This window comes from Streptomyces achromogenes (assembly GCF_030816715.1).
Taxonomy (GTDB): domain Bacteria; phylum Actinomycetota; class Actinomycetes; order Streptomycetales; family Streptomycetaceae; genus Streptomyces; species Streptomyces achromogenes_A.
On record NZ_JAUSYH010000001.1, the window covers coordinates 7,353,921 to 7,370,243 of the forward strand.

16 protein-coding genes and 1 pseudogene are annotated in these 16,323 nt (G+C 73.5%); 14 read left to right on the forward strand and 3 right to left on the reverse strand.

Going from position 1 to position 16,323, the window contains the following annotated elements; translation table 11 throughout:
• The first annotated feature begins 232 nt into the window (after positions 1–232).
• The 3 genes from QF032_RS32865 to QF032_RS32875 all read left to right on the forward strand — a co-directional run bounded on the left by QF032_RS32865 (position 233) and on the right by QF032_RS32875 (position 4,137).
• Entirely contained in the window at positions 233–2,755 is a 2,523-nt protein-coding gene (locus QF032_RS32865) for an ATP-binding SpoIIE family protein phosphatase (protein WP_307058877.1), read from the forward strand.
• A gap of 213 nt (positions 2,756–2,968) precedes the next feature.
• Positions 2,969–3,694: a class I SAM-dependent methyltransferase gene (locus QF032_RS32870; RefSeq protein ID WP_307047472.1), complete on the forward strand. Its 726-nt coding sequence runs from the start codon at positions 2,969–2,971 to the stop codon at positions 3,692–3,694.
• A gap of 101 nt (positions 3,695–3,795) precedes the next feature.
• On the forward strand, positions 3,796–4,137 hold the full coding sequence (locus QF032_RS32875) for a DoxX family protein (RefSeq protein ID WP_307058879.1): 342 nt from the start codon (positions 3,796–3,798) through the stop codon (positions 4,135–4,137).
• A gap of 129 nt (positions 4,138–4,266) precedes the next feature.
• Here the strand turns inward: QF032_RS32875 and QF032_RS32880 are convergent, their stop codons facing one another.
• Entirely contained in the window at positions 4,267–5,190 is a 924-nt protein-coding gene (locus QF032_RS32880; RefSeq protein ID WP_307058880.1) for a sigma-70 family RNA polymerase sigma factor, read from the reverse strand.
• A 326-nt stretch (positions 5,191–5,516) separates the two neighbouring features.
• Between QF032_RS32880 and QF032_RS32885 the strand changes: the two genes are divergently transcribed.
• From QF032_RS32885 to QF032_RS32905, 5 genes are all read left to right on the forward strand, one after another.
• Complete coding sequence (locus QF032_RS32885; protein ID WP_307047477.1) at positions 5,517–6,350, forward strand: M55 family metallopeptidase; 834 nt, start codon at positions 5,517–5,519, stop codon at positions 6,348–6,350.
• The gene (locus tag QF032_RS32890) at positions 6,343–7,647 is read left to right on the forward strand and encodes a M20/M25/M40 family metallo-hydrolase (protein WP_307047479.1); all 1,305 of its coding nucleotides are present in this window, start codon (positions 6,343–6,345) and stop codon (positions 7,645–7,647) included. Before QF032_RS32885 ends, QF032_RS32890 begins: the two co-directional genes overlap by 8 nt.
• Before the next feature lie 175 nt (positions 7,648–7,822).
• The gene (locus QF032_RS32895) at positions 7,823–8,746 is read left to right on the forward strand and encodes a S66 peptidase family protein (RefSeq protein ID WP_307047481.1); all 924 of its coding nucleotides are present in this window, start codon (positions 7,823–7,825) and stop codon (positions 8,744–8,746) included.
• A 106-nt stretch (positions 8,747–8,852) separates the two neighbouring features.
• Positions 8,853–9,107: a LapA family protein gene (locus QF032_RS32900; protein WP_306947628.1), complete on the forward strand. Its 255-nt coding sequence runs from the start codon at positions 8,853–8,855 to the stop codon at positions 9,105–9,107.
• A gap of 40 nt (positions 9,108–9,147) precedes the next feature.
• On the forward strand, positions 9,148–9,711 hold the full coding sequence (locus QF032_RS32905) for a GNAT family N-acetyltransferase (protein WP_306947627.1): 564 nt from the start codon (positions 9,148–9,150) through the stop codon (positions 9,709–9,711).
• Here the strand turns inward: QF032_RS32905 and QF032_RS32910 are convergent.
• Together QF032_RS32910 and QF032_RS32915 are read right to left on the reverse strand one after the other, a co-directional pair.
• The gene (locus tag QF032_RS32910; protein ID WP_307047483.1) at positions 9,671–10,030 is read right to left on the reverse strand and encodes a DUF6204 family protein; all 360 of its coding nucleotides are present in this window, start codon (positions 10,028–10,030) and stop codon (positions 9,671–9,673) included. The genes QF032_RS32905 and QF032_RS32910 overlap by 41 nt on opposite strands.
• Positions 10,031–10,146: 116 nt before the next feature.
• The gene (locus tag QF032_RS32915; RefSeq protein ID WP_307047485.1) at positions 10,147–11,100 is read right to left on the reverse strand and encodes a TIGR03557 family F420-dependent LLM class oxidoreductase; all 954 of its coding nucleotides are present in this window, start codon (positions 11,098–11,100) and stop codon (positions 10,147–10,149) included.
• Positions 11,101–11,343: 243 nt separating this feature from the next.
• Between QF032_RS32915 and QF032_RS32920 the strand changes: the two genes are divergently transcribed.
• The 6 genes and pseudogenes from QF032_RS32920 (at position 11,344) to QF032_RS32945 (ending at position 16,317) form a co-directional block, all read left to right on the forward strand.
• On the forward strand, positions 11,344–11,718 hold the full coding sequence (locus tag QF032_RS32920; protein WP_307058882.1) for a hypothetical protein: 375 nt from the start codon (positions 11,344–11,346) through the stop codon (positions 11,716–11,718).
• Positions 11,719–11,722: 4 nt separating this feature from the next.
• Entirely contained in the window at positions 11,723–13,570 is a 1,848-nt protein-coding gene (locus tag QF032_RS32925) for a transketolase (RefSeq protein WP_307058884.1), read from the forward strand.
• Positions 13,567–14,499 (forward strand): non-homologous end-joining DNA ligase, encoded by a 933-nt coding sequence (gene ligD, locus QF032_RS32930; RefSeq protein WP_306947618.1) that lies wholly within the window; start codon positions 13,567–13,569, stop codon positions 14,497–14,499. The genes QF032_RS32925 and ligD overlap by 4 nt, the downstream gene beginning before the upstream one ends.
• 273 nt (positions 14,500–14,772) lie before the next feature.
• Positions 14,773–15,054: pseudogene (locus QF032_RS32935) on the forward strand (gas vesicle protein GvpO); the annotation flags it as partial.
• A 67-nt stretch (positions 15,055–15,121) separates the two neighbouring features.
• Complete coding sequence (locus QF032_RS32940) at positions 15,122–15,562, forward strand: gas vesicle structural protein GvpA (RefSeq protein WP_307047491.1); 441 nt, start codon at positions 15,122–15,124, stop codon at positions 15,560–15,562.
• Complete coding sequence (locus QF032_RS32945; RefSeq protein ID WP_307047493.1) at positions 15,559–16,317, forward strand: GvpL/GvpF family gas vesicle protein; 759 nt, start codon at positions 15,559–15,561, stop codon at positions 16,315–16,317. The genes QF032_RS32940 and QF032_RS32945 overlap by 4 nt, the downstream gene beginning before the upstream one ends.
• Positions 16,318–16,323 lie beyond the last annotated feature (6 nt).

The following is a 16,323-nucleotide window of genomic DNA, read 5'->3' on the forward strand; positions in this document are numbered from 1 at the left end:
AGGACGCCGGTCGCCGCCGGCCCCCAGACGGCCGGCGGCGGCCGCGCGGAACGCGATCCGCGGTGCGGCCACGAGGACCGAACCCGCTCCGAGCGGCCACGCGACCTGCGGCGTACCCCGGCGCGCCCGGGGGAAACCAATTCCGTGATTGCCGCACATGCCCACGGGCGTGGCCTTACGGTGGTGGCGCGGGACAGATCTTGCACAGCTCTGGGGAGAGAGGGCCTGGGCCATGGACCGTGGCACCGAGAGGGACGCGCCTTTCAGCCGCGGAGCCGGCGGTGAGGCGGCGGACCGCGCGGGGGGCGGGCCCGCACGGCCGGAGGGCGACCCGCCCGTGGACGCCGGGCGCGTCCCGCTGGCCGTGGTCGTGGTGGACCGCGAAGGTCTCGTCTCCCACTGGAGCACCGGCGCAAGCCGACTCTTCGGCGTCGGCAAGGACGAGGCGATCGGCCGCCCGGCGATCGATCTGCTGCCCGTCGCCGGCGCGCTCCCCGAGCCCGACGACGACCTCCCCTACGGCGACTTCCCGGGCGGCGCCCACAGCGAGTACGGCGCCTACGACGGCCTCGGGCCGGGGCTGGACTCCTCCCTGGACCGCGGGCTCGGCTACCCGGCGGCCGGCCGGGCCCGGCTGACCGTGCCGGAGCGGGACCGCGTCGACGTGCTCTGGTGGGCCTACCCGCTGGCCGGGCCGGGCACCGAGCGGCTGCTGGTGCTGGCCGCCGACGCGGCGGTCCTGCGCCGGGCGGAACCGGCGGACGCCCTGGCCGTGGAACGCGTCGCGCCCGGCTTCGCCGTGCACACCGACTTCCCCGGCGCGGCGGATCTCGCCCGCCGACTGCCCGAGATCATGCCCAGCATGAGCGTCGGCGAGAGTGCCCGCATCGTCGGTCAGATCCTCGAACTCGGCTACCCGGTGCTGGAGTTCAGCCAGAACCAACGGGTGCCCGTGACCCCCGACTGGGGCGTTGCCCGGCGCGTCGAGCGAAGAGAGCGGCGCGAGCACGCCGCCCGCGCCGCCGCCGAAGGGCTGCCGATACCCGACCACGTAGCCGACGAGGGCGACGACCTCGAGTACGTTGCCGTCCGTGAGCGCCTGGAGTTCCTCAACGAGGTCAGCGGGCGGATCGGCACCTCCCTCGACCTCTCCCGCACCATCGTCGAGATCAGCAGAGCCGTCGTGCCGCGCTTCACCGACGTGGCCGGCACCTACCTGCGCGAACAGGTCGTCGCCGGCGAGGGCTTCCCCGACGGCGTGCCGGACACCACCACGATGTGGCACCGGGTCGCCCTCGAGCACACCGACGAACCCGGCCGCTGGGACGACGTCGTGCCCGTCGGCGAGGCCATGCCGTTCCCCGCGCACACCCCGTTCTTCCAGTGCATGACCACCGGCGAGCCGGTCCTCGTGCCGCGCATCAGCGAGCAGCTGGGCCATGCCATCGCCTCGCAGTTCGACAAGCGCGACATCCGGCCCCTCATCACCGGCCGCTCCATGCTGGTCGTCCCGCTGAAGGCCCGTAACGTCGTCCTCGGTTTCATGATCCTGCTGCGTCACCCCGAGCGCGTCGAGTTCAACGACATGGACCGGGTCACCGGAGCCGAACTCGCCGCTCGCGCCGGCCTCGTGCTCGACAACGCCCGCATGTACACCTACCAGGAGTCCGTCGCCGAGACCCTCCAGGACAGCATGCTGCCGCACATCCCGCGCCGGATGGCGGGCTGCGACATCGCCACCCGCTATCTGCCGGGCACCCTGCTGGGACGGGTCGGCGGCGACTGGTTCGACTCGGTGAAGCTGCACGGCGCCCGTACCGCCCTCGTCGTCGGCGACGTCATGGGTCACGGCCTCAACTCGGCGGCCATGATGGGCCAGTTGCGCACCGCCGTGCAGACCATGGCCGCCCTGGACCTGCCGCCCGCACAACTGCTGCGCAACCTCGACGACCTGGCCCAGCGGCTGGGCGACGGCTATCTCGCGACCTGTCTGTACGCGGTGTACGACCCGATCGTCGGCGAACTCCACCTCGCCAACGCGGGCCACATCCCGCCCGTGCTGGTGCGCGCCGCCGACGGCCGCAGCGAACTCCTCGAACTGCCCACCGGCGCGCCCATCGGCGTCGGCGGCGTGCCCTTCGAGGCGGTGCGGGTGCCCGTGGCGCCCGGCGACCGGCTGGTGATGTGCACCGACGGGCTCGTGGAGATGCGGGGCGAGGACATCGGCGTCGGTCTGGCGACCCTGTGCGAGTCCGCGGCCCATCCGGCCGCTTCGATGGACGACGCCTGCGACACCATCATCCGCGCCCTCAACACCCGGGGCGGCCGCAAGGACGACGTCGCCCTGCTGATGGCCCGGCTGAGCGGCATCGCCCCGCGGGACGTCGCCGAATGGCGGTTCCCCCTGGATCCGGCGGAGGTCGGCCGGGCACGGGCGGCGGTCCGTGAGCAGCTGCACGACTGGGGGCTCGGCGAGCAGGCAGGCCCCGCCGCGCTCATGGTGAGCGAGCTCGTCACCAACGCCGTACGGCACTCCCGGCGCAGCCCCGTCGCCGTGCGCCTGGTCCGCGGCGACACCCTGCTGTGCGAGGTCGACGACGACGACCACGAGCTGCCCACCCTGCTGAGCGCCGGTCCCGGCGACGAGCTCGGGCGGGGACTGCGCGTGGTGAGCACGCTGGCCCGCGAGTGGGGCGCCAGCCGTACCCGCACGGGGAAGTCCGTGTGGTTCGAACTGACGCTGCCGCGCCGCTGAACACGCCACGACTTCGCGCCGGGGACGGAGAGCGGAGGCAGGGGCGAGAGTGCGCCACACCCCGCGGATCGCGAACGCGGCGTAAAGGGACGCGGGGTAAAGGGACGCGGCGTAAGGGAACGCGCACCGTGCTTGTCGCGGCGACCGGGGGACGATAGACCGTACTCGCCCGTCGCTCACGACGGATCGGCTGTGAACCCAGGGGAGTTGGGCATGAGCGTGGCGAGTCGGTACCGGCAGGCGTGGGAGGGCTTCTGGCGGGAGGCCCCGGAGGGGCCGGGCGGGGTGTTCTGGGACGCGGACCCGAAGGTCACCGCCGCGCCCCACCTCGCCCTCTTCGAGCCCCATCTCATCGATGCGGAACTGGCGTTGGTGGACCTCGGCTGCGGCAACGGCACCCAGACCAGGTACCTCGCGGACCGCTTCCCGCGGGTGATCGGCGCGGACCTGTCCGCGGCCGCCCTCGACCACGCCCGGCGCGCCGACCCCGCCGGACAGGCCGTGTACCGGGAGCTGGACGCGGTCGAGAAGGGCGCGGCCGAGGCGCTGCACGCCGAACTCGGGGACGCCAACGTCTATGTGCGGGGCGTCCTGCACCAGTGCGAGCCCGCCGACCGGCAGCCGCTGGTGGACGGCATCGCCGCGCTGGCGGGGGAGCGCGGCCGGGTCTTCCTCGTCGAACCGTCGGAGGCCGCGCGTCCCGTCCTCGGCGCGCTGGCGCAGAGCCCGTCCGGGCCGCCGCCGAAGCTCGCGCCCGTCTTCCGGCACGGCATCGCCCCCGGCGAGGTCGCCGACGACGCGGTGCCCCGATATCTGCGGGACGCCGGACTCACGGTGCTGGCCTCGGGTGAACTGCCCCTCGTCACCACCGAGTTCACCGCCGACGGCACCAGGATCGAACTGCCGTCCAGGTGGCTGGTGGCCGCCCGGAGCATGTGACCGCCTTCACAAGGCAATGGCCTCTCGTGCTGTCACATCTCCGCCGCGGGCGGTGTCAGGGGGGTGAGGAAAACACGGAACCCCCAAGAGGAGCTGTTGAAATGTCCACTGCCTATGTCGTCGTCACCGTCGTCGCCGCAGCCATGGCGGGCTTCTCGGCCGCCTCGGTCTTCCTGGGCGCCGAGTGGGTGCTCAAGCCGCTGGCCGACTACGGAGTGCCGCGCACCTGGGGGCCGTGGCTCGGCGCCGCCAAGGCCGCCGGCGCGGTCGGTCTGCTGACCGGGCTGTTCGTGCCCGTGGTCGGCGCGGCCGCCGCGGTCGGCCTCGTCCTGTACTTCCTCGGGGCGGCGGTCACCGTGCTGCGGGCCCGCTGGTTCTCGCACGTGCCGTTCCCACTGCTGTACGCGGCGCCGGCGGCGGCCTCGCTGATCCTGGCGTTCTGACCGTCGAGAGGGGCGGCCGCGGAAACACGCGGCCGCCCCTCTCGCGTGTGCGCCGACGGCCCCTCTCGCGTGTGCGCCGGCCGCCCTGGTGGCCCGTGCGCCGGTCGTCTCGCGCCGATCGGCGGCGCGTCAGTCGTCGAGGCCGGTGACGTCGGCCGCCGGGGCGTCGAGCACCGCCACCTCGATCCCGGCCAGCCGTTCCCGGTCCGCGACGACGTCGACCGCGGTGATCCGGCCCTCGTCGAAGGTGAAGACGAGCACCAGCCGCAGCCTGCCGTGCGGCGCCATCACGAGGCCCACCGTGCCGTCCAGCAGGGCGGGACCGGTGAAGCGGGCCCGGCCGGTCGCCGCCATCGCGCCCTCGGCCACCGGGCGGGCGCCGCTCACGGAGACCGGCCCGGGCGTCGGGATCACGAAGCGGTCGGCGGTGAGGACCACGTCCGGGTGCAGCAGTGCCAGGAGGGCCTCGAAGTCGCCGCCGCGGGTGGCGGCGAGGAAGGCGTCGACGACCTCGCGCTGCCTCGCCCGGTCGACGGCGGGAGCGCCGCCGCCCCGGACACGGCGGCGGGCCCGGCCGGTCAGCTGGCGGGTGGCGGCCGGGGTGCGCTCGATCAGCGGGGCGATGTCGTCGAACGGCACGGAGAACAGGTCGTGCAGGACGAACGCCAGGCGCTCGGGCGGGGCCAGCGTCTCCAGGACGACGAGGAGCGCCACCCCGACCGAGTCGGCGAGCAGCGCCGCCTCCTCGGGGTCACCGGACTCCGCCGGGACTGCGGCGAACCCGGCGGCGTCGGCGGTCTCGGCGTCGAGCGGCGTCTCGGGCCGTCTGCCGCGGGAGCGCAGCATGTTCAGGCACACCCGGCCCGCCACCGTGGTCAGCCACCCGCTGAGGTTCGCCACGTCGCCGACGTCCGCCCGGCTCGCCCGCAGCCACGTCTCCTGCACGGCGTCGTCGGCCTCGCTGAGCGAGCCGAGCATCCGGTGGGCGACGGCGCGCAGCCGAGGCCGGTCGGCCTCGAAACGCTCCGCCGCCAGCGTGGTGTGTGCGGTCATGACCGGATCCCCCTCGTGGTCACCGCGGCGCGGACATACGGTCACCGCGGTGCGGATGTGTACGCGGAGATCACAGCACGCCCGTGTGGCGTGGTGCCAACGGCCGTGCACGGGCGGGGGCCTCGTCACGCGGACACCCTCCCGTGCCTCGCGGCCGCCCGGCACCGCACCCCGCTCACCGCACCCCGCTCAGCGGCGCCGGGCGCCCGCTCACCGGCCCGCGCACCCCGCTCACCGGCACCGACGGGCGTTGCGGCCTTTCTCCGCCGTGATCGGCCGGGGAGGTCCTAGGCTCGGACTTCCTGGACCGGACGGGGGACGCGTACGTGAAGATCCTGATCAGTGCCGACATGGAGGGCGCCACCGGCGTCACCTGGCCCGCCGACGTGCTGCCGGGGACCGCGCAGTGGGAGCGGTGCCGGACCCTGTTCACGTCCGACGTCAACGCCGCGGTGCGGGGGTTCTTCGCCGGCGGAGCCGACGAGGTCCTGATCAACGAGGCCCACTGGACCATGCGCAACCTGCTCCTCGAACAGCTCGACGAGCGGGCGGAGATGCTCACCGGGCGGCACAAGTCGCTGTCCATGATGGAGGGCGTCCAGCACGGCGACGTCGACGGCATCGCGTTCGTGGGCTACCACGCGGGCGCCGGGATGGAGGGCGTCCTCGCCCACACCTACCTCGCCAACTCCATCACCGGCGTCTGGCTCGACGACGTGCGGGCCAGCGAGGGACTGCTCAACGCGCACGTGGCCGCCGAGTACGGCGTGCCGGTCGTCCTCGTCACCGGCGACGACGTCGCCTGCGAGGACGCGCTCGGCTACGCGCCCGGGGCGCTGAAGGTCGCGGTCAAGGACCATGTCTCACGCTACGCGGCCGTGTGCCGCACCCCGGCCCGCACCGCGGCCGACATCCGGGCGGCGGCGGAGGAGGCGGCGGGTCTGGCGATCCGTCAGGAGCCGCTTGCCGCAGGGCCGTTCACCGTCGCCGTCGAGTTCGACGCCGAGCACCTCGCGATGGCGGCCACCGTCGTGCCCGGCGTCGCCCGCACCGGCGAGCGGAAGGTCGCGTACACCAGCGGCACCATGTACGAGGGCATCCGAACCTTCAAGGCGGTCACCACGATCGTCTCGGCCGCGATCGAGGAGCAGTATGGCTGACCCGCGTGCACTGGAGGAGGTCGTCCGGTTCACCTCCGACCTCATCCGCTTCGACACCGCCAACCGGGGCGGCGGCGACTGCCGGGAACGGCCCGCCGCCGAGTACGCGGCCGCGCTGCTCGCCGAGGCGGGCGTCGAGCCGACGCTGCTCGAACGCACGCCGGGCCGTACCAACGTGGTGGCCCGGATCGAGGGCTCGGACCCCCGCGCGGCCGCCTTGCTCGTCCACGGCCACCTGGACGTCGTCCCGGCCGAGGCCGCCGACTGGAGCGTGCACCCCTTCTCCGGCGAGGTGCGCGACGGCGTCGTGTGGGGCCGCGGCGCGGTCGACATGAAGAACATGGACGCGATGATCCTCGCCGTGCTGCGGGCCTGGTCCCGGCAGGGCGTGCGGCCCCGGCGCGACCTGGTCGTCGCCTTCACCGCCGACGAGGAGGCCAGCGCCGTGGACGGCTCGGGGTTCCTCGCCGACCGGCATCCGGAGCTGTTCGAGGGCTGCACCGAGGCCATCGGCGAATCCGGGGCGTTCACCTTCCACGACGGCGCCGGACGCCAGATCTACCCCGTCGCCGCCGGCGAACGCGGCACCGGCTGGCTGAAGCTCACCGCGCACGGGCGCGCCGGCCACGGTTCCAAGGTCAACCGGGAGAACGCGGTGACCCGGCTGGCCGCGGCCGTCACCCGGATCGGCGAGTACGCGTGGCCGCTGCGGCTCACGCCCACCGTCCGCGCCGCGCTCACCGAACTCGCCGCGCTGTACGGCATCGAGACCGACCTGAGCGACGTCGACGGCCTGCTGGAGAAGCTCGGCCCGGCCGCCGCCCTCGTCGAGGCCACCGTGCGCAACAGCGCCAACCCGACGATGCTGGACGCCGGTTACAAGCTCAACGTGATCCCGGGGACGGCCGTCGGGTACGTCGACGGACGGTATCTCCCCGGCGGCGAGGAGGAGTTCCGGGCGACGCTCGACGCACTCACCGGGCCCGACGTCGACTGGGAGTTCGCCCACCGGGAAGTCGCCCTCCAGGCGCCGGTGGACGCGCCGCTCTTCGCCCGGATGCGGGCCGCGGTGGAGGAGTTCGCCCCCGAGGGGCACGTGGTGCCGTACTGCATGTCCGGCGGCACGGACGCCAAGCAGTTCTCGCGACTCGGCATCACCGGCTACGGCTTCGCCCCGCTGAAGCTGCCGCCCGGCTTCGACCACCAGGCCCTCTTCCACGGGGTCGACGAACGGGTCCCCGTCGAAGCGCTGCACTTCGGCGTCCGCGTCCTCGACCGGCTTCTGCGGACGGCGTGAACCGCGTCATGGGCGCCACGGCGGACCGTGCCGCACGCCTACTCACGTTCGCGGGCGAGGGGCACGGGTTCCGGCAGGCCGTCACGACGGTGCGCGCGCCGGACGCCGAGCCCGCGCGGTAGGCTCAGGTGTTCGGGCCGCACCCGCCCGGCGTCCCCAGGCTGGAGCTCGTACCGTGAAGGAACTCGTCCGGCCCTCCCGGCTCGCCCCCGGCGCCCGGGTCGCGGTCGTCGCCCCCAGCGGGCCGGTGGCGGAGGAACGGTTGCAGGCCGGTCTCGACCTGCTGCGCGGCTGGGACCTCGACCCCGTGGTCGCCCCTCATGTGCTGGACCGGCACAGCGCCCTGCCCTACCTCGCGGGCACCGACGCCGACCGGGCCGCCGACCTCCAGCGGGCCTGGTGCGACCCCGGCGTCGACGCGGTGCTGTGCGCACGCGGCGGCTACGGCGCCCAGCGCGTCGTCGACCTGCTCGACTGGGACGCGATGCGGGCCGCCGGCCCGAAGGTGTTCGTGGGGTTCAGCGACAGCACCACCCTGCACGAGGCGTTCGCCGTCCGGCTCGGCCTGGTCACGCTGTACGGGCCGGTGGCCGCGGGCATCGACTTCATCAAGAACGCCCGGGCGCAGGACCATCTGCGGGCCACCCTGTTCGCCCCCGAGACCGTCCGCGTCGTCGGCGCCGCCGGCTCCGCCCTCGCGCCGGGACGGGCGCGGGGCGTCACCCTGGGCGGCTGCCTGACACTGCTCGCCACCGGGTACGGCACCCCGCACACCCGGGCCGGCGCCCGCGGCGGGCTCCTTCTGCTCGAGGACGTCGGCGAGCCGCCGTACAGCGTCGACCGGGCCCTCACCCAGCTGCTGCGCACCGGCTGGCTGGACGGCGTCGCGGGCGTCGCCCTCGGCTCCTGGGACCGGTGCGGCCCCTACGAGGAACTCCGTCCGGTCCTCGCCGACCGGCTCGGCGGCCTGGGCGTCCCCGTCGTCGAGGAACTCGGCTTCGGGCACTGCGAGGGAGCGCTGACCGTGCCGTTCGGCGTGAGCGCCGTGCTCGACGCCGACGAGGGCACGCTCGCCCTCGACACCCCGGCCCTGCGCTGACCTCACCCGCCGGCCTGCCTCGTTCCCCGCGACCGGTCACTCGGCGCGTCACCCGAAGAGCAGCCCTCGCCGCGCGTGAGCGGGCCGCCGGGCCGACCCTGGTGTCATGAGCCCGAAGACCTCGAAGAGCGCGAGGACCTCCGAGAGCCGGGGGAGGACGCCGATGACGCCCGGCCGGATCGCCGTCCTGGTGCTCGCCGTCCTCGCCCTGGTCTTCATCTTCGAGAACACCCAGGAGACGGAGATCCGGCTGCTGGTCCCCGTGGTGACGATGCCGCTGTGGGCGGCCCTGCTGGCCACGGGGGTCGTCGGCGCCTTGTGCGGGTCGTACTTCGCGTACTCCCGGACCCGGCGGAGGTGACCCGGTCGTACGCCGGTCCGATGCCTCGTAGGCTGGTCCGATGCCGCACGCCGCATCGCGCTACCTCGCCGAGGGCCCCCGGGTGGGGATACGCCACTTCACCTACGAGGACGGGCCGGAGTTCACCTCCCGCGCGCGGGAGAGCAAGGACCTGCACCACCCGTGGCTGTTCCCGCCCGCCACCGCCGACGCCTACACGGCCTACGCGGGTCGGCTCATCGAGGACCCGTCCAAGGCCGGCTTCCTGGTGTGCACCCGTGAGGACGATGCCATCGCGGGGTTCGTCAACGTCAACAACATCGTCGAAGGCGCCTTCCAGTGCGGCGCACTGGGCTACGGCGCCTTCGCGCACGCGGCCGGACGGGGGCTGATGCGCGAGGCGCTCGACCTCGTGGTGCGGTACGCGTTCGGACCGCTGCGGCTGCACCGGCTGGAGATCAACGTGCAGCCGGGCAACGCCGCCTCGATCGCCCTCGCCCGCGCCTGCGGCTTCCGTCTGGAGGGGTTCTCCCCGGAGATGATCCACATCGACGGGGAGTGGCGCGACCACGAGCGGTGGGCGATCACCGCCGGGAAGCGGACCGGGCCCCGGACTTCCGGTTGATCTTCATGGTGTCGAGGTCCGTGACCGTCGACCGCAGCCCGGTGAAGCCGTACCCGAGCTTCCGCAGCGCCGTCTCGGCGCGCTCCTCGGCGAGCGCGCCCGCCATCTCGTCGCCGTCCGCCGCGTCCGACACCACCACGTAGCGCATCGAGAAGTGCTTCAGCGGCGACGGCTCGTAGGTCAGTGTGCCCTCCTCGGCGAACCGCATGCTCGACAGCCCGTGGTCGGCGGCGCCGGCGAGCAGCCGCGCGCGGTCCTCCTCACGCAGGCCGTCCCACGTGCCCCGGACGATCACCCGGTAGGTGTGCTGCTCAGTCACCGCTGCCGCTCCCTCGCGCATGGCGTCGGCGCCGTCGACGCCGTCGGAGGTGCGACTCTACGGCCGCGGGGCCGTCGCCCACCCGGAATTTTCCACCCGGCGCCGTCCGGGGCCGCTCACGGCAGACCCGGAAGCACCTTGGTGCGGTAGAAGTCGAAGAAGCCGCGCTGCTCGGGGCCGATCTGGCCGACGTAGACGCGGTCGAAGCCGGCGTCGGAGAAGGCGGTGAGGGCGGCGAGGTGCTCGTCGGGGTCGTCGCCGCACACCGTGTTCTCGCCGACCATCTCCTCGCTGACCAGCGGATCCAGCTGCTCGAAATGGCTCGGCGTGGGCAGGATCTGGGCCATCTCGCCGGGGAGCAGCTGGTTCGACCACAGCCGGCGGACCGTGCGGACGGCCTCGGCGCGATCCGCGCCGTAACAGACCTTCGTGCCGCCGCTGACGAGCCCCGCGCCCCCGCCGCCCTTGCGGAACTGCTCGACCATCGGCTCGTCCGGCATCATCGTGATGTAGCCGTCGCCCACCCGGGACGCGAGCGAGGTCGCCTTCGGGCCGAATCCGGAGACGTCGATGGGGATCGGCTCGTCGGGCACCGTGTACAGACGGGCGTTCTCCACCGTGTAGTGGGCCCCGTAATGGCTGACCTCCTCGCCGGTGAACAGCCGGCGCATCACCTGGACGGCCTCCTCCAGCATCTCCAGGCGCACGTTCGCGGGCGGCCAGGCGTCGCCGAGGATGTGCTCGTTCAACGCCTCGCCCGAGCCGACGCCGAGACGGAAACGGCCGTTCGTCATCACCGCGGCCGTGGCGGCGGCCTGCGCCACCACCGCCGGATGCATCCGCACCGTCGGACAGGTCACGGCCGTCTCGATCGGCAGCGACACCGCCTCCGACAGCGCGCCGATCACCGACCAGACGAACGGGCTCTGGCCCTGCGCGCCGTTCCACGGGTGGTAGTGGTCGGAGATCCACAGCGCCTGGAATCCGGCCTGCTCGGCCATGCGCGCCTGCTCGACGAGGTCCGCGGGGGCGAACTCCTCGCAGGCCAGGAAGTAGCCGTACTCGGGCATGGGGGGGTACCTCCGCGACTGGGTGGTTCGGTGTCGCCGCCCGAGTACCCGGTGCCCGGGCGGGAAACCGCCGCACGTTTGGCCGCCCCTGCCCGGGGGACGCGGAAACCCTCGTACGACGCCCGCCCGGCACCGTCGGAGGCCCGCCGTGAGCCGACCCCGCAGCGTGATCGTCGGCGCGGGGGCGCCGGGGACTCCGTCGGCACCGGCGGGCACACCGACGACAACGATGAGGGGAACGACGTGAACGACCAGAACCACGCGACCGCCGAGTCCGGCCCGGCGCGTCCCTCCCCGGAGGACGACTCCCAGTCGATCACCGCGCCCACGCCCGAGGTGGGACGGCACGGAGACGGCGACGCCCGCCCCGCCGGGGACCGGTCGTCACCGGAGGACGGCTCCCAGTCGATCGACGTGCCCACCCCCGAGGTGGGACAGCACAGTTCCGGACCGGCGAGGACGTCGCACGACGGCCGCGACGGCGAGTCCGCCGCGGAACCCGCGAAGAGCCGGCCGGGCGGAGAGCCGGCGAAGAACCAGCCCGGCGGGGAGCCCGCGAAGAACCAGCCCGTTCCCGGGGCCGCCCAGCGCGACGACCGCGCGGAAGGAGACCGCTGACCCGATGGACACCGCCGAACTCGTCGAACTCGGACAGCAGTTGAGGGTGGACAGCGTGCGCGCGTCCGCCGCCGCGGGGTCCGGGCACCCGACGTCCTCGATGTCGGCCGCGGACCTGATGGCCGTCCTGATCGCCCACCACCTCCGCTACGACTTCGACCGCCCGGCCCACCCCGGCAACGACCGCTTCGTCCTCTCCAAGGGCCACGCCTCCCCGCTGCTGTACTCCGCCTACAAGGCCGCCGGGGCCGTCGACGACGAGGAACTGCTGACCTTCCGGGGGCTCGGCAGCCGGCTCGAGGGGCATCCCACCCCGCAGCGGCTGCCGTGGGTGGAGACGGCCACCGGATCGCTCGGCCAGGGCCTGCCGGTCGGCGTCGGCATCGCGCTGGCCGGGAAGCGGCTGGAGCGCACCGGCTACCGCGTCTGGGTGCTGTGCGGGGACAGCGAGCTCGCCGAGGGATCGGTGTGGGAGGCCGCCGAGCACGCGGGCCACGAACACCTGGACAACCTCACCGTCATCGTGGACGTGAACCGGCTCGGCCAGCGCGGCCCCACCCGGCACGGCCACGACCTGGACGCCTACGCCCGCCGCTTCCAGGCCTTCGGCTGGCACACGGTCGAGGTCGACGGGCACGACGTGGACGCGGTCGACCGCGCGTACGGCGAGGCGCTCTCCACCAGCGGGCAGCCCACCGCGATCCTCGCGCGCACCCTCAAGGGCAAGGGCGTGGCCGACGTCGAGGACCGTGAAGGCCTGCACGGCAAGCCGCTGCCGGACGCCGACCTGGCGATCGAGGAGCTCGGCGGCGTCCGCGACCTGCGGGTGCGCGTGCCCGAGCCGCCCGACGCCCGGTTGCTGCACTCCGTCCCCTCCGGCCGACCGGACCTGCCCCGCTGGGAGAAGGGCGAGGAGGCGGCGACCCGGGACGCCTTCGGCAAGGCACTCGCCGCTCTCGGCACCGCCCGCGAGGACGTCGTCGCCCTCGACGGCGAGGTCGGCGACTCCACCCGCGCCGAGGCCTTCGCCAAGGAGCACCCCGACCGCTACTTCGAGTGCTACATCGCCGAACAGCAACTGGTCGCCGCCGCGGTCGGCCTCGCGGCGCGCGGCCGGACGCCGTACGCCTCCACGTTCGCCGCCTTCCTGAGCCGCGCCCACGACTTCATCCGCATGGCGGCCGTCAGCGGCGCCGGCGTCAACCTGGTCGGCTCCCACGCGGGGGTCGCCATCGGGCAGGACGGCCCCTCGCAGATGGGCCTGGAGGACCTGGCGATGCTGCGGGCGGTGCACGGTTCCACCGTGCTGTACCCGTGCGACGCCAACCAGACCGCCCGGCTCGTCGCCACCATGGCGGACCTGGACGGCGTGCGCTACCTGCGCACCTCGCGCGGCGCCGCGCCGGTCCTCTACGGGCCGGACGAGGAGTTCCCGGTCGGTGGCAGCAAGGTGCTGCGCTCCTCGGACCGGGACCGGTTGACGGTCGTCGCGGCCGGCGTCACCGTGCACGAGGCGCTGAAGGCCGCCGAGGCGCTGGACGGCGAGGGAATCGCGGTCCGGGTCGTCGACCTGTACTCCGTCAAGCCCGTCGACCGGGCCACGCTGCGGCGGGCCGCCGAGGAGACCGGCTGCCTGCTCACCGTGGAGGACCACCACGCGGAGGGCGGCCTCGGGGACGCGGTCCTCGACGCCTTCCTCGACGGCCGCCCGGTGCCCCGCCTGGTGCGACTCGCCGTCCGGACGATGCCCGGTTCGGCGAGCCCGGCGGAGCAGCTGCACGCCGCCGGCATCGACGCCGAGTCGATCGCCGCGTCCGCACGGCTGCTGGTGGAGCAGGCGATCACGCCGTGAGCGGCGACCGGGTGCGCACGGTGCGCGCCGGCCGCCGGACCCTCGAGGTGCACCGCCCGGACAAGGTGCTCTTCCCGGGCGGCGGGGACGTGAAGGAGTACACCAAGGGCGACCTCGTCGCTTACTACCGCGACGTCGCCCCGTTCATGCTGCCGCAGCTGCGCGGCCGTCCGCTGATGCTGGAACGGCATCCGGACGGCGTGGACGGCCCGCGGTTCATGCAGAAGAACACGCCGGAGCACTACCCCGAGTGGATCACGCGGGTGGAGCTGGCGAAGGAGGGCGGCACGGTCTGTCACACGGTGTGCGACGACACCGCCACGCTGGCGTTCCTCGCCGACCAGGCCTGTCTCACCCTGCACCGGTGGCTGTCCCGGTCCGACCGGGCCGACCGCCCCGACCTGATGGTCTTCGACCTCGACCCGGCCGACGGCTCCCGCTTCGCCGCCGTCCGCGAGACGGCCCTGTGGCTGCGCGAGCTCCTCGGCGAGCTGCGGCTGCCCGCAGACCTGATGACGACGGGCTCGCGCGGGCTGCACGTGGTGGTCCCGGTCGACGGACAGGACGACTTCGACGAGGTCCGCGGATTCGCCCGGGACGTCGCCGAGCTGCTCGCCGCAGGGCATCCCGACCGGCTCACCACGGCAGCCCGCAAGAAGGACCGCGGGGACCGGCTGTACCTGGACGTCCAGCGCAACGGGTACGCCCAGACCGCCGTCGCCCCCTACACGGTGCGCGCGCTGCCGGGGGCGCCCGTCGCCACGCCGATCAGCTGGGAGCAGCTCGACGATCCCGACCTCGGCCCGCGCCGCTGGACCATCGCCGACGCCGTCGAGCAGGCCCGGACGCGGCCCTGGTCCGGGACGTCGGGGCGGGGACGGGCGCTGGGCCCCGCCCGGCGCCGGCTCGACGCACTGCGAGGCTCGTGAAGGTTTGGCCAAGGGAGTTCCGGCCACCCGGAGGAAGAGGTGGCCATCGTGAACACGAAAAGCACATCACCGGCACACAGACCACGTGATCCCGAACGTTCGCGCGATCGGGACGATACCGATACTTCACGCTCTTCACGCCCTTCAGGCGAATCACGCAGTTCACACAGCTCACATGGCTCACACAGTTCACGTAGTTCGAACAGTTCTGACGATTCGAGGAATCCGGACAGGCCGAAGGCTCCTCGGCACGGGAAAGGCGGAGACGACGTGGCAGAAGACCGGCCGGGCCCCATGGACGTGCTGCGACAGGCGCGCGCCCAGCTCGCGGAGCTGACCGGCATGACCGCCGAGAGCGTCTCGTCCTTCGAGCAGACCGAGGACGGCTGGGCCCTGGAGATCGAGGTCATGGAGCTGGCCCGGGTGCCCGACACGATGAGCCTGATGGCGAGCTACCAGGTCGACCTCGATTCCGCGGGACAGCTCACCGGTTACCGGCGTGTCCGCCGCTACGAGCGCGGGCGGGCCGACGCACATCGGCAGGGCGGTCGCTAGGCCGCCCGCTCGTACCGGTGTCCAACCATCCACTTCAAGATCTTCAAGACAAGGAGGCGCGGTAGACATGACCGTTGTCCCGGCACAACAGTCCGGCGGTGGAGGTGGCTCCAGCGGCCTCTACGACGTGCTGGAGCTCGTCCTCGACAGGGGTCTCGTCATCGACGCGTTCGTGCGGGTGTCCCTGGTCGGCATCGAGATCCTCAAGATCGACGTCAGGGTCGTGGTGGCCAGCGTCGACACCTATCTGCGCTTCGCCGAGGCGTGCAACCGACTGGACCTGGAGGCAGGGCCGCGCAAGGACCCGGGCCTGCCCGGCCTGGTCGGCGAGATGACCGAGTCCGGCGCCCGCGGTAAGTCCAAGGGAGCCCTGTCGGGCGCGGCGGAGACCATCTCCGACGCGTTCAAGCAGGCCCGTGACGACGGCTCCTCGGGGGAGCGTGAGCGCGAGGCCAGGCCCCGGGCCCGTAAGAGCACCTCCACGCGCCGGAAGGAGGAGCAGGAGTGAGCACCTACGTCTACGGCATCGTCGCGGGCGCGCACCCGGCCCTTCCCGACGGCCTGGCCGGTGTCGGCGAGCCGCCGCTGCCGGTGCGCGTCCTGACCGAGGGCGAGCTGGCGGCGATCGTCAGCGACGCCCCCGAGGGGCTGCGGCCCAAGCGCAGGGAGCTGCTCGCCCACCAGGCCGTGCTCGCCGAGGCGGGCGCCGGCGGCTGCGTGCTGCCCATGCGGTTCGGCAGCGTCGCACCGGACGACAGCTCCGTCACCGGGGTCCTCGCCGAGCGCGCCGACCACTACAAGGAGCGTCTGGACGTCCTCGAGGGCCGGGTGGAGTACAACGTCAAGGCCTCGCACGTCGAGGAGGCGGTGCTGCACCAGGTGATGGCCGAGAGCCCCGAGCTGCGGGGCCTGGCCGAGGCAAACCGCCAGTCCGGCGGTGGCAGTTACGAGGAGCGTCTGCAGCTCGGTGAGATGGTGGCCGCCGCGGTCAAGGCCAAGGAGGCCGAGGACGCGGCGGACGTGCGGCAGCACCTCGAGCCGCTCGCCGCGCACGTCAGCGTGGGCCCCGAGTCCACGGGCTGGCTGGTCAACGTGTCCTTCCTGGTGGATCGCGACTCGGCGGCCGGTTTCCTGGAGGCCGCGGAGGAGCTCCGCAAGAGCCGTCCGCATCTCGAGGTGCGGGTCAACGGGCCGCTTCCGCCGTACAGCTTCGTGGAGCCCGGTCCGGCCGAACCCGAACCCGCGGGCGCCACTGGGGAGTAGGCGTGT

What these genes read in the sequence shown, in the direction of transcription:
- QF032_RS32905 (WP_306947627.1), top strand. Translation starts at nt 9,148, where the DNA reads ATGCCGCACGCCGCATCGCGCTACCTCGCCGAGGGCCCCCGGGTGGGG.
- QF032_RS32880 (WP_307058880.1), bottom strand. Translation starts at nt 5,190, where the DNA reads ATGACCGCACACACCACGCTGGCGGCGGAGCGTTTCGAGGCCGACCGG.
- QF032_RS32870 (WP_307047472.1), top strand. Translation starts at nt 2,969, where the DNA reads ATGAGCGTGGCGAGTCGGTACCGGCAGGCGTGGGAGGGCTTCTGGCGG.
- QF032_RS32865 (WP_307058877.1), top strand. Translation starts at nt 233, where the DNA reads ATGGACCGTGGCACCGAGAGGGACGCGCCTTTCAGCCGCGGAGCCGGC.
- QF032_RS32890 (WP_307047479.1), top strand. Translation starts at nt 6,343, where the DNA reads ATGGCTGACCCGCGTGCACTGGAGGAGGTCGTCCGGTTCACCTCCGAC.
- QF032_RS32900 (WP_306947628.1), top strand. Translation starts at nt 8,853, where the DNA reads ATGAGCCCGAAGACCTCGAAGAGCGCGAGGACCTCCGAGAGCCGGGGG.
- QF032_RS32875 (WP_307058879.1), top strand. Translation starts at nt 3,796, where the DNA reads ATGTCCACTGCCTATGTCGTCGTCACCGTCGTCGCCGCAGCCATGGCG.
- QF032_RS32915 (WP_307047485.1), bottom strand. Translation starts at nt 11,100, where the DNA reads ATGCCCGAGTACGGCTACTTCCTGGCCTGCGAGGAGTTCGCCCCCGCG.
- QF032_RS32925 (WP_307058884.1), top strand. Translation starts at nt 11,723, where the DNA reads ATGGACACCGCCGAACTCGTCGAACTCGGACAGCAGTTGAGGGTGGAC.
- QF032_RS32940 (WP_307047491.1), top strand. Translation starts at nt 15,122, where the DNA reads ATGACCGTTGTCCCGGCACAACAGTCCGGCGGTGGAGGTGGCTCCAGC.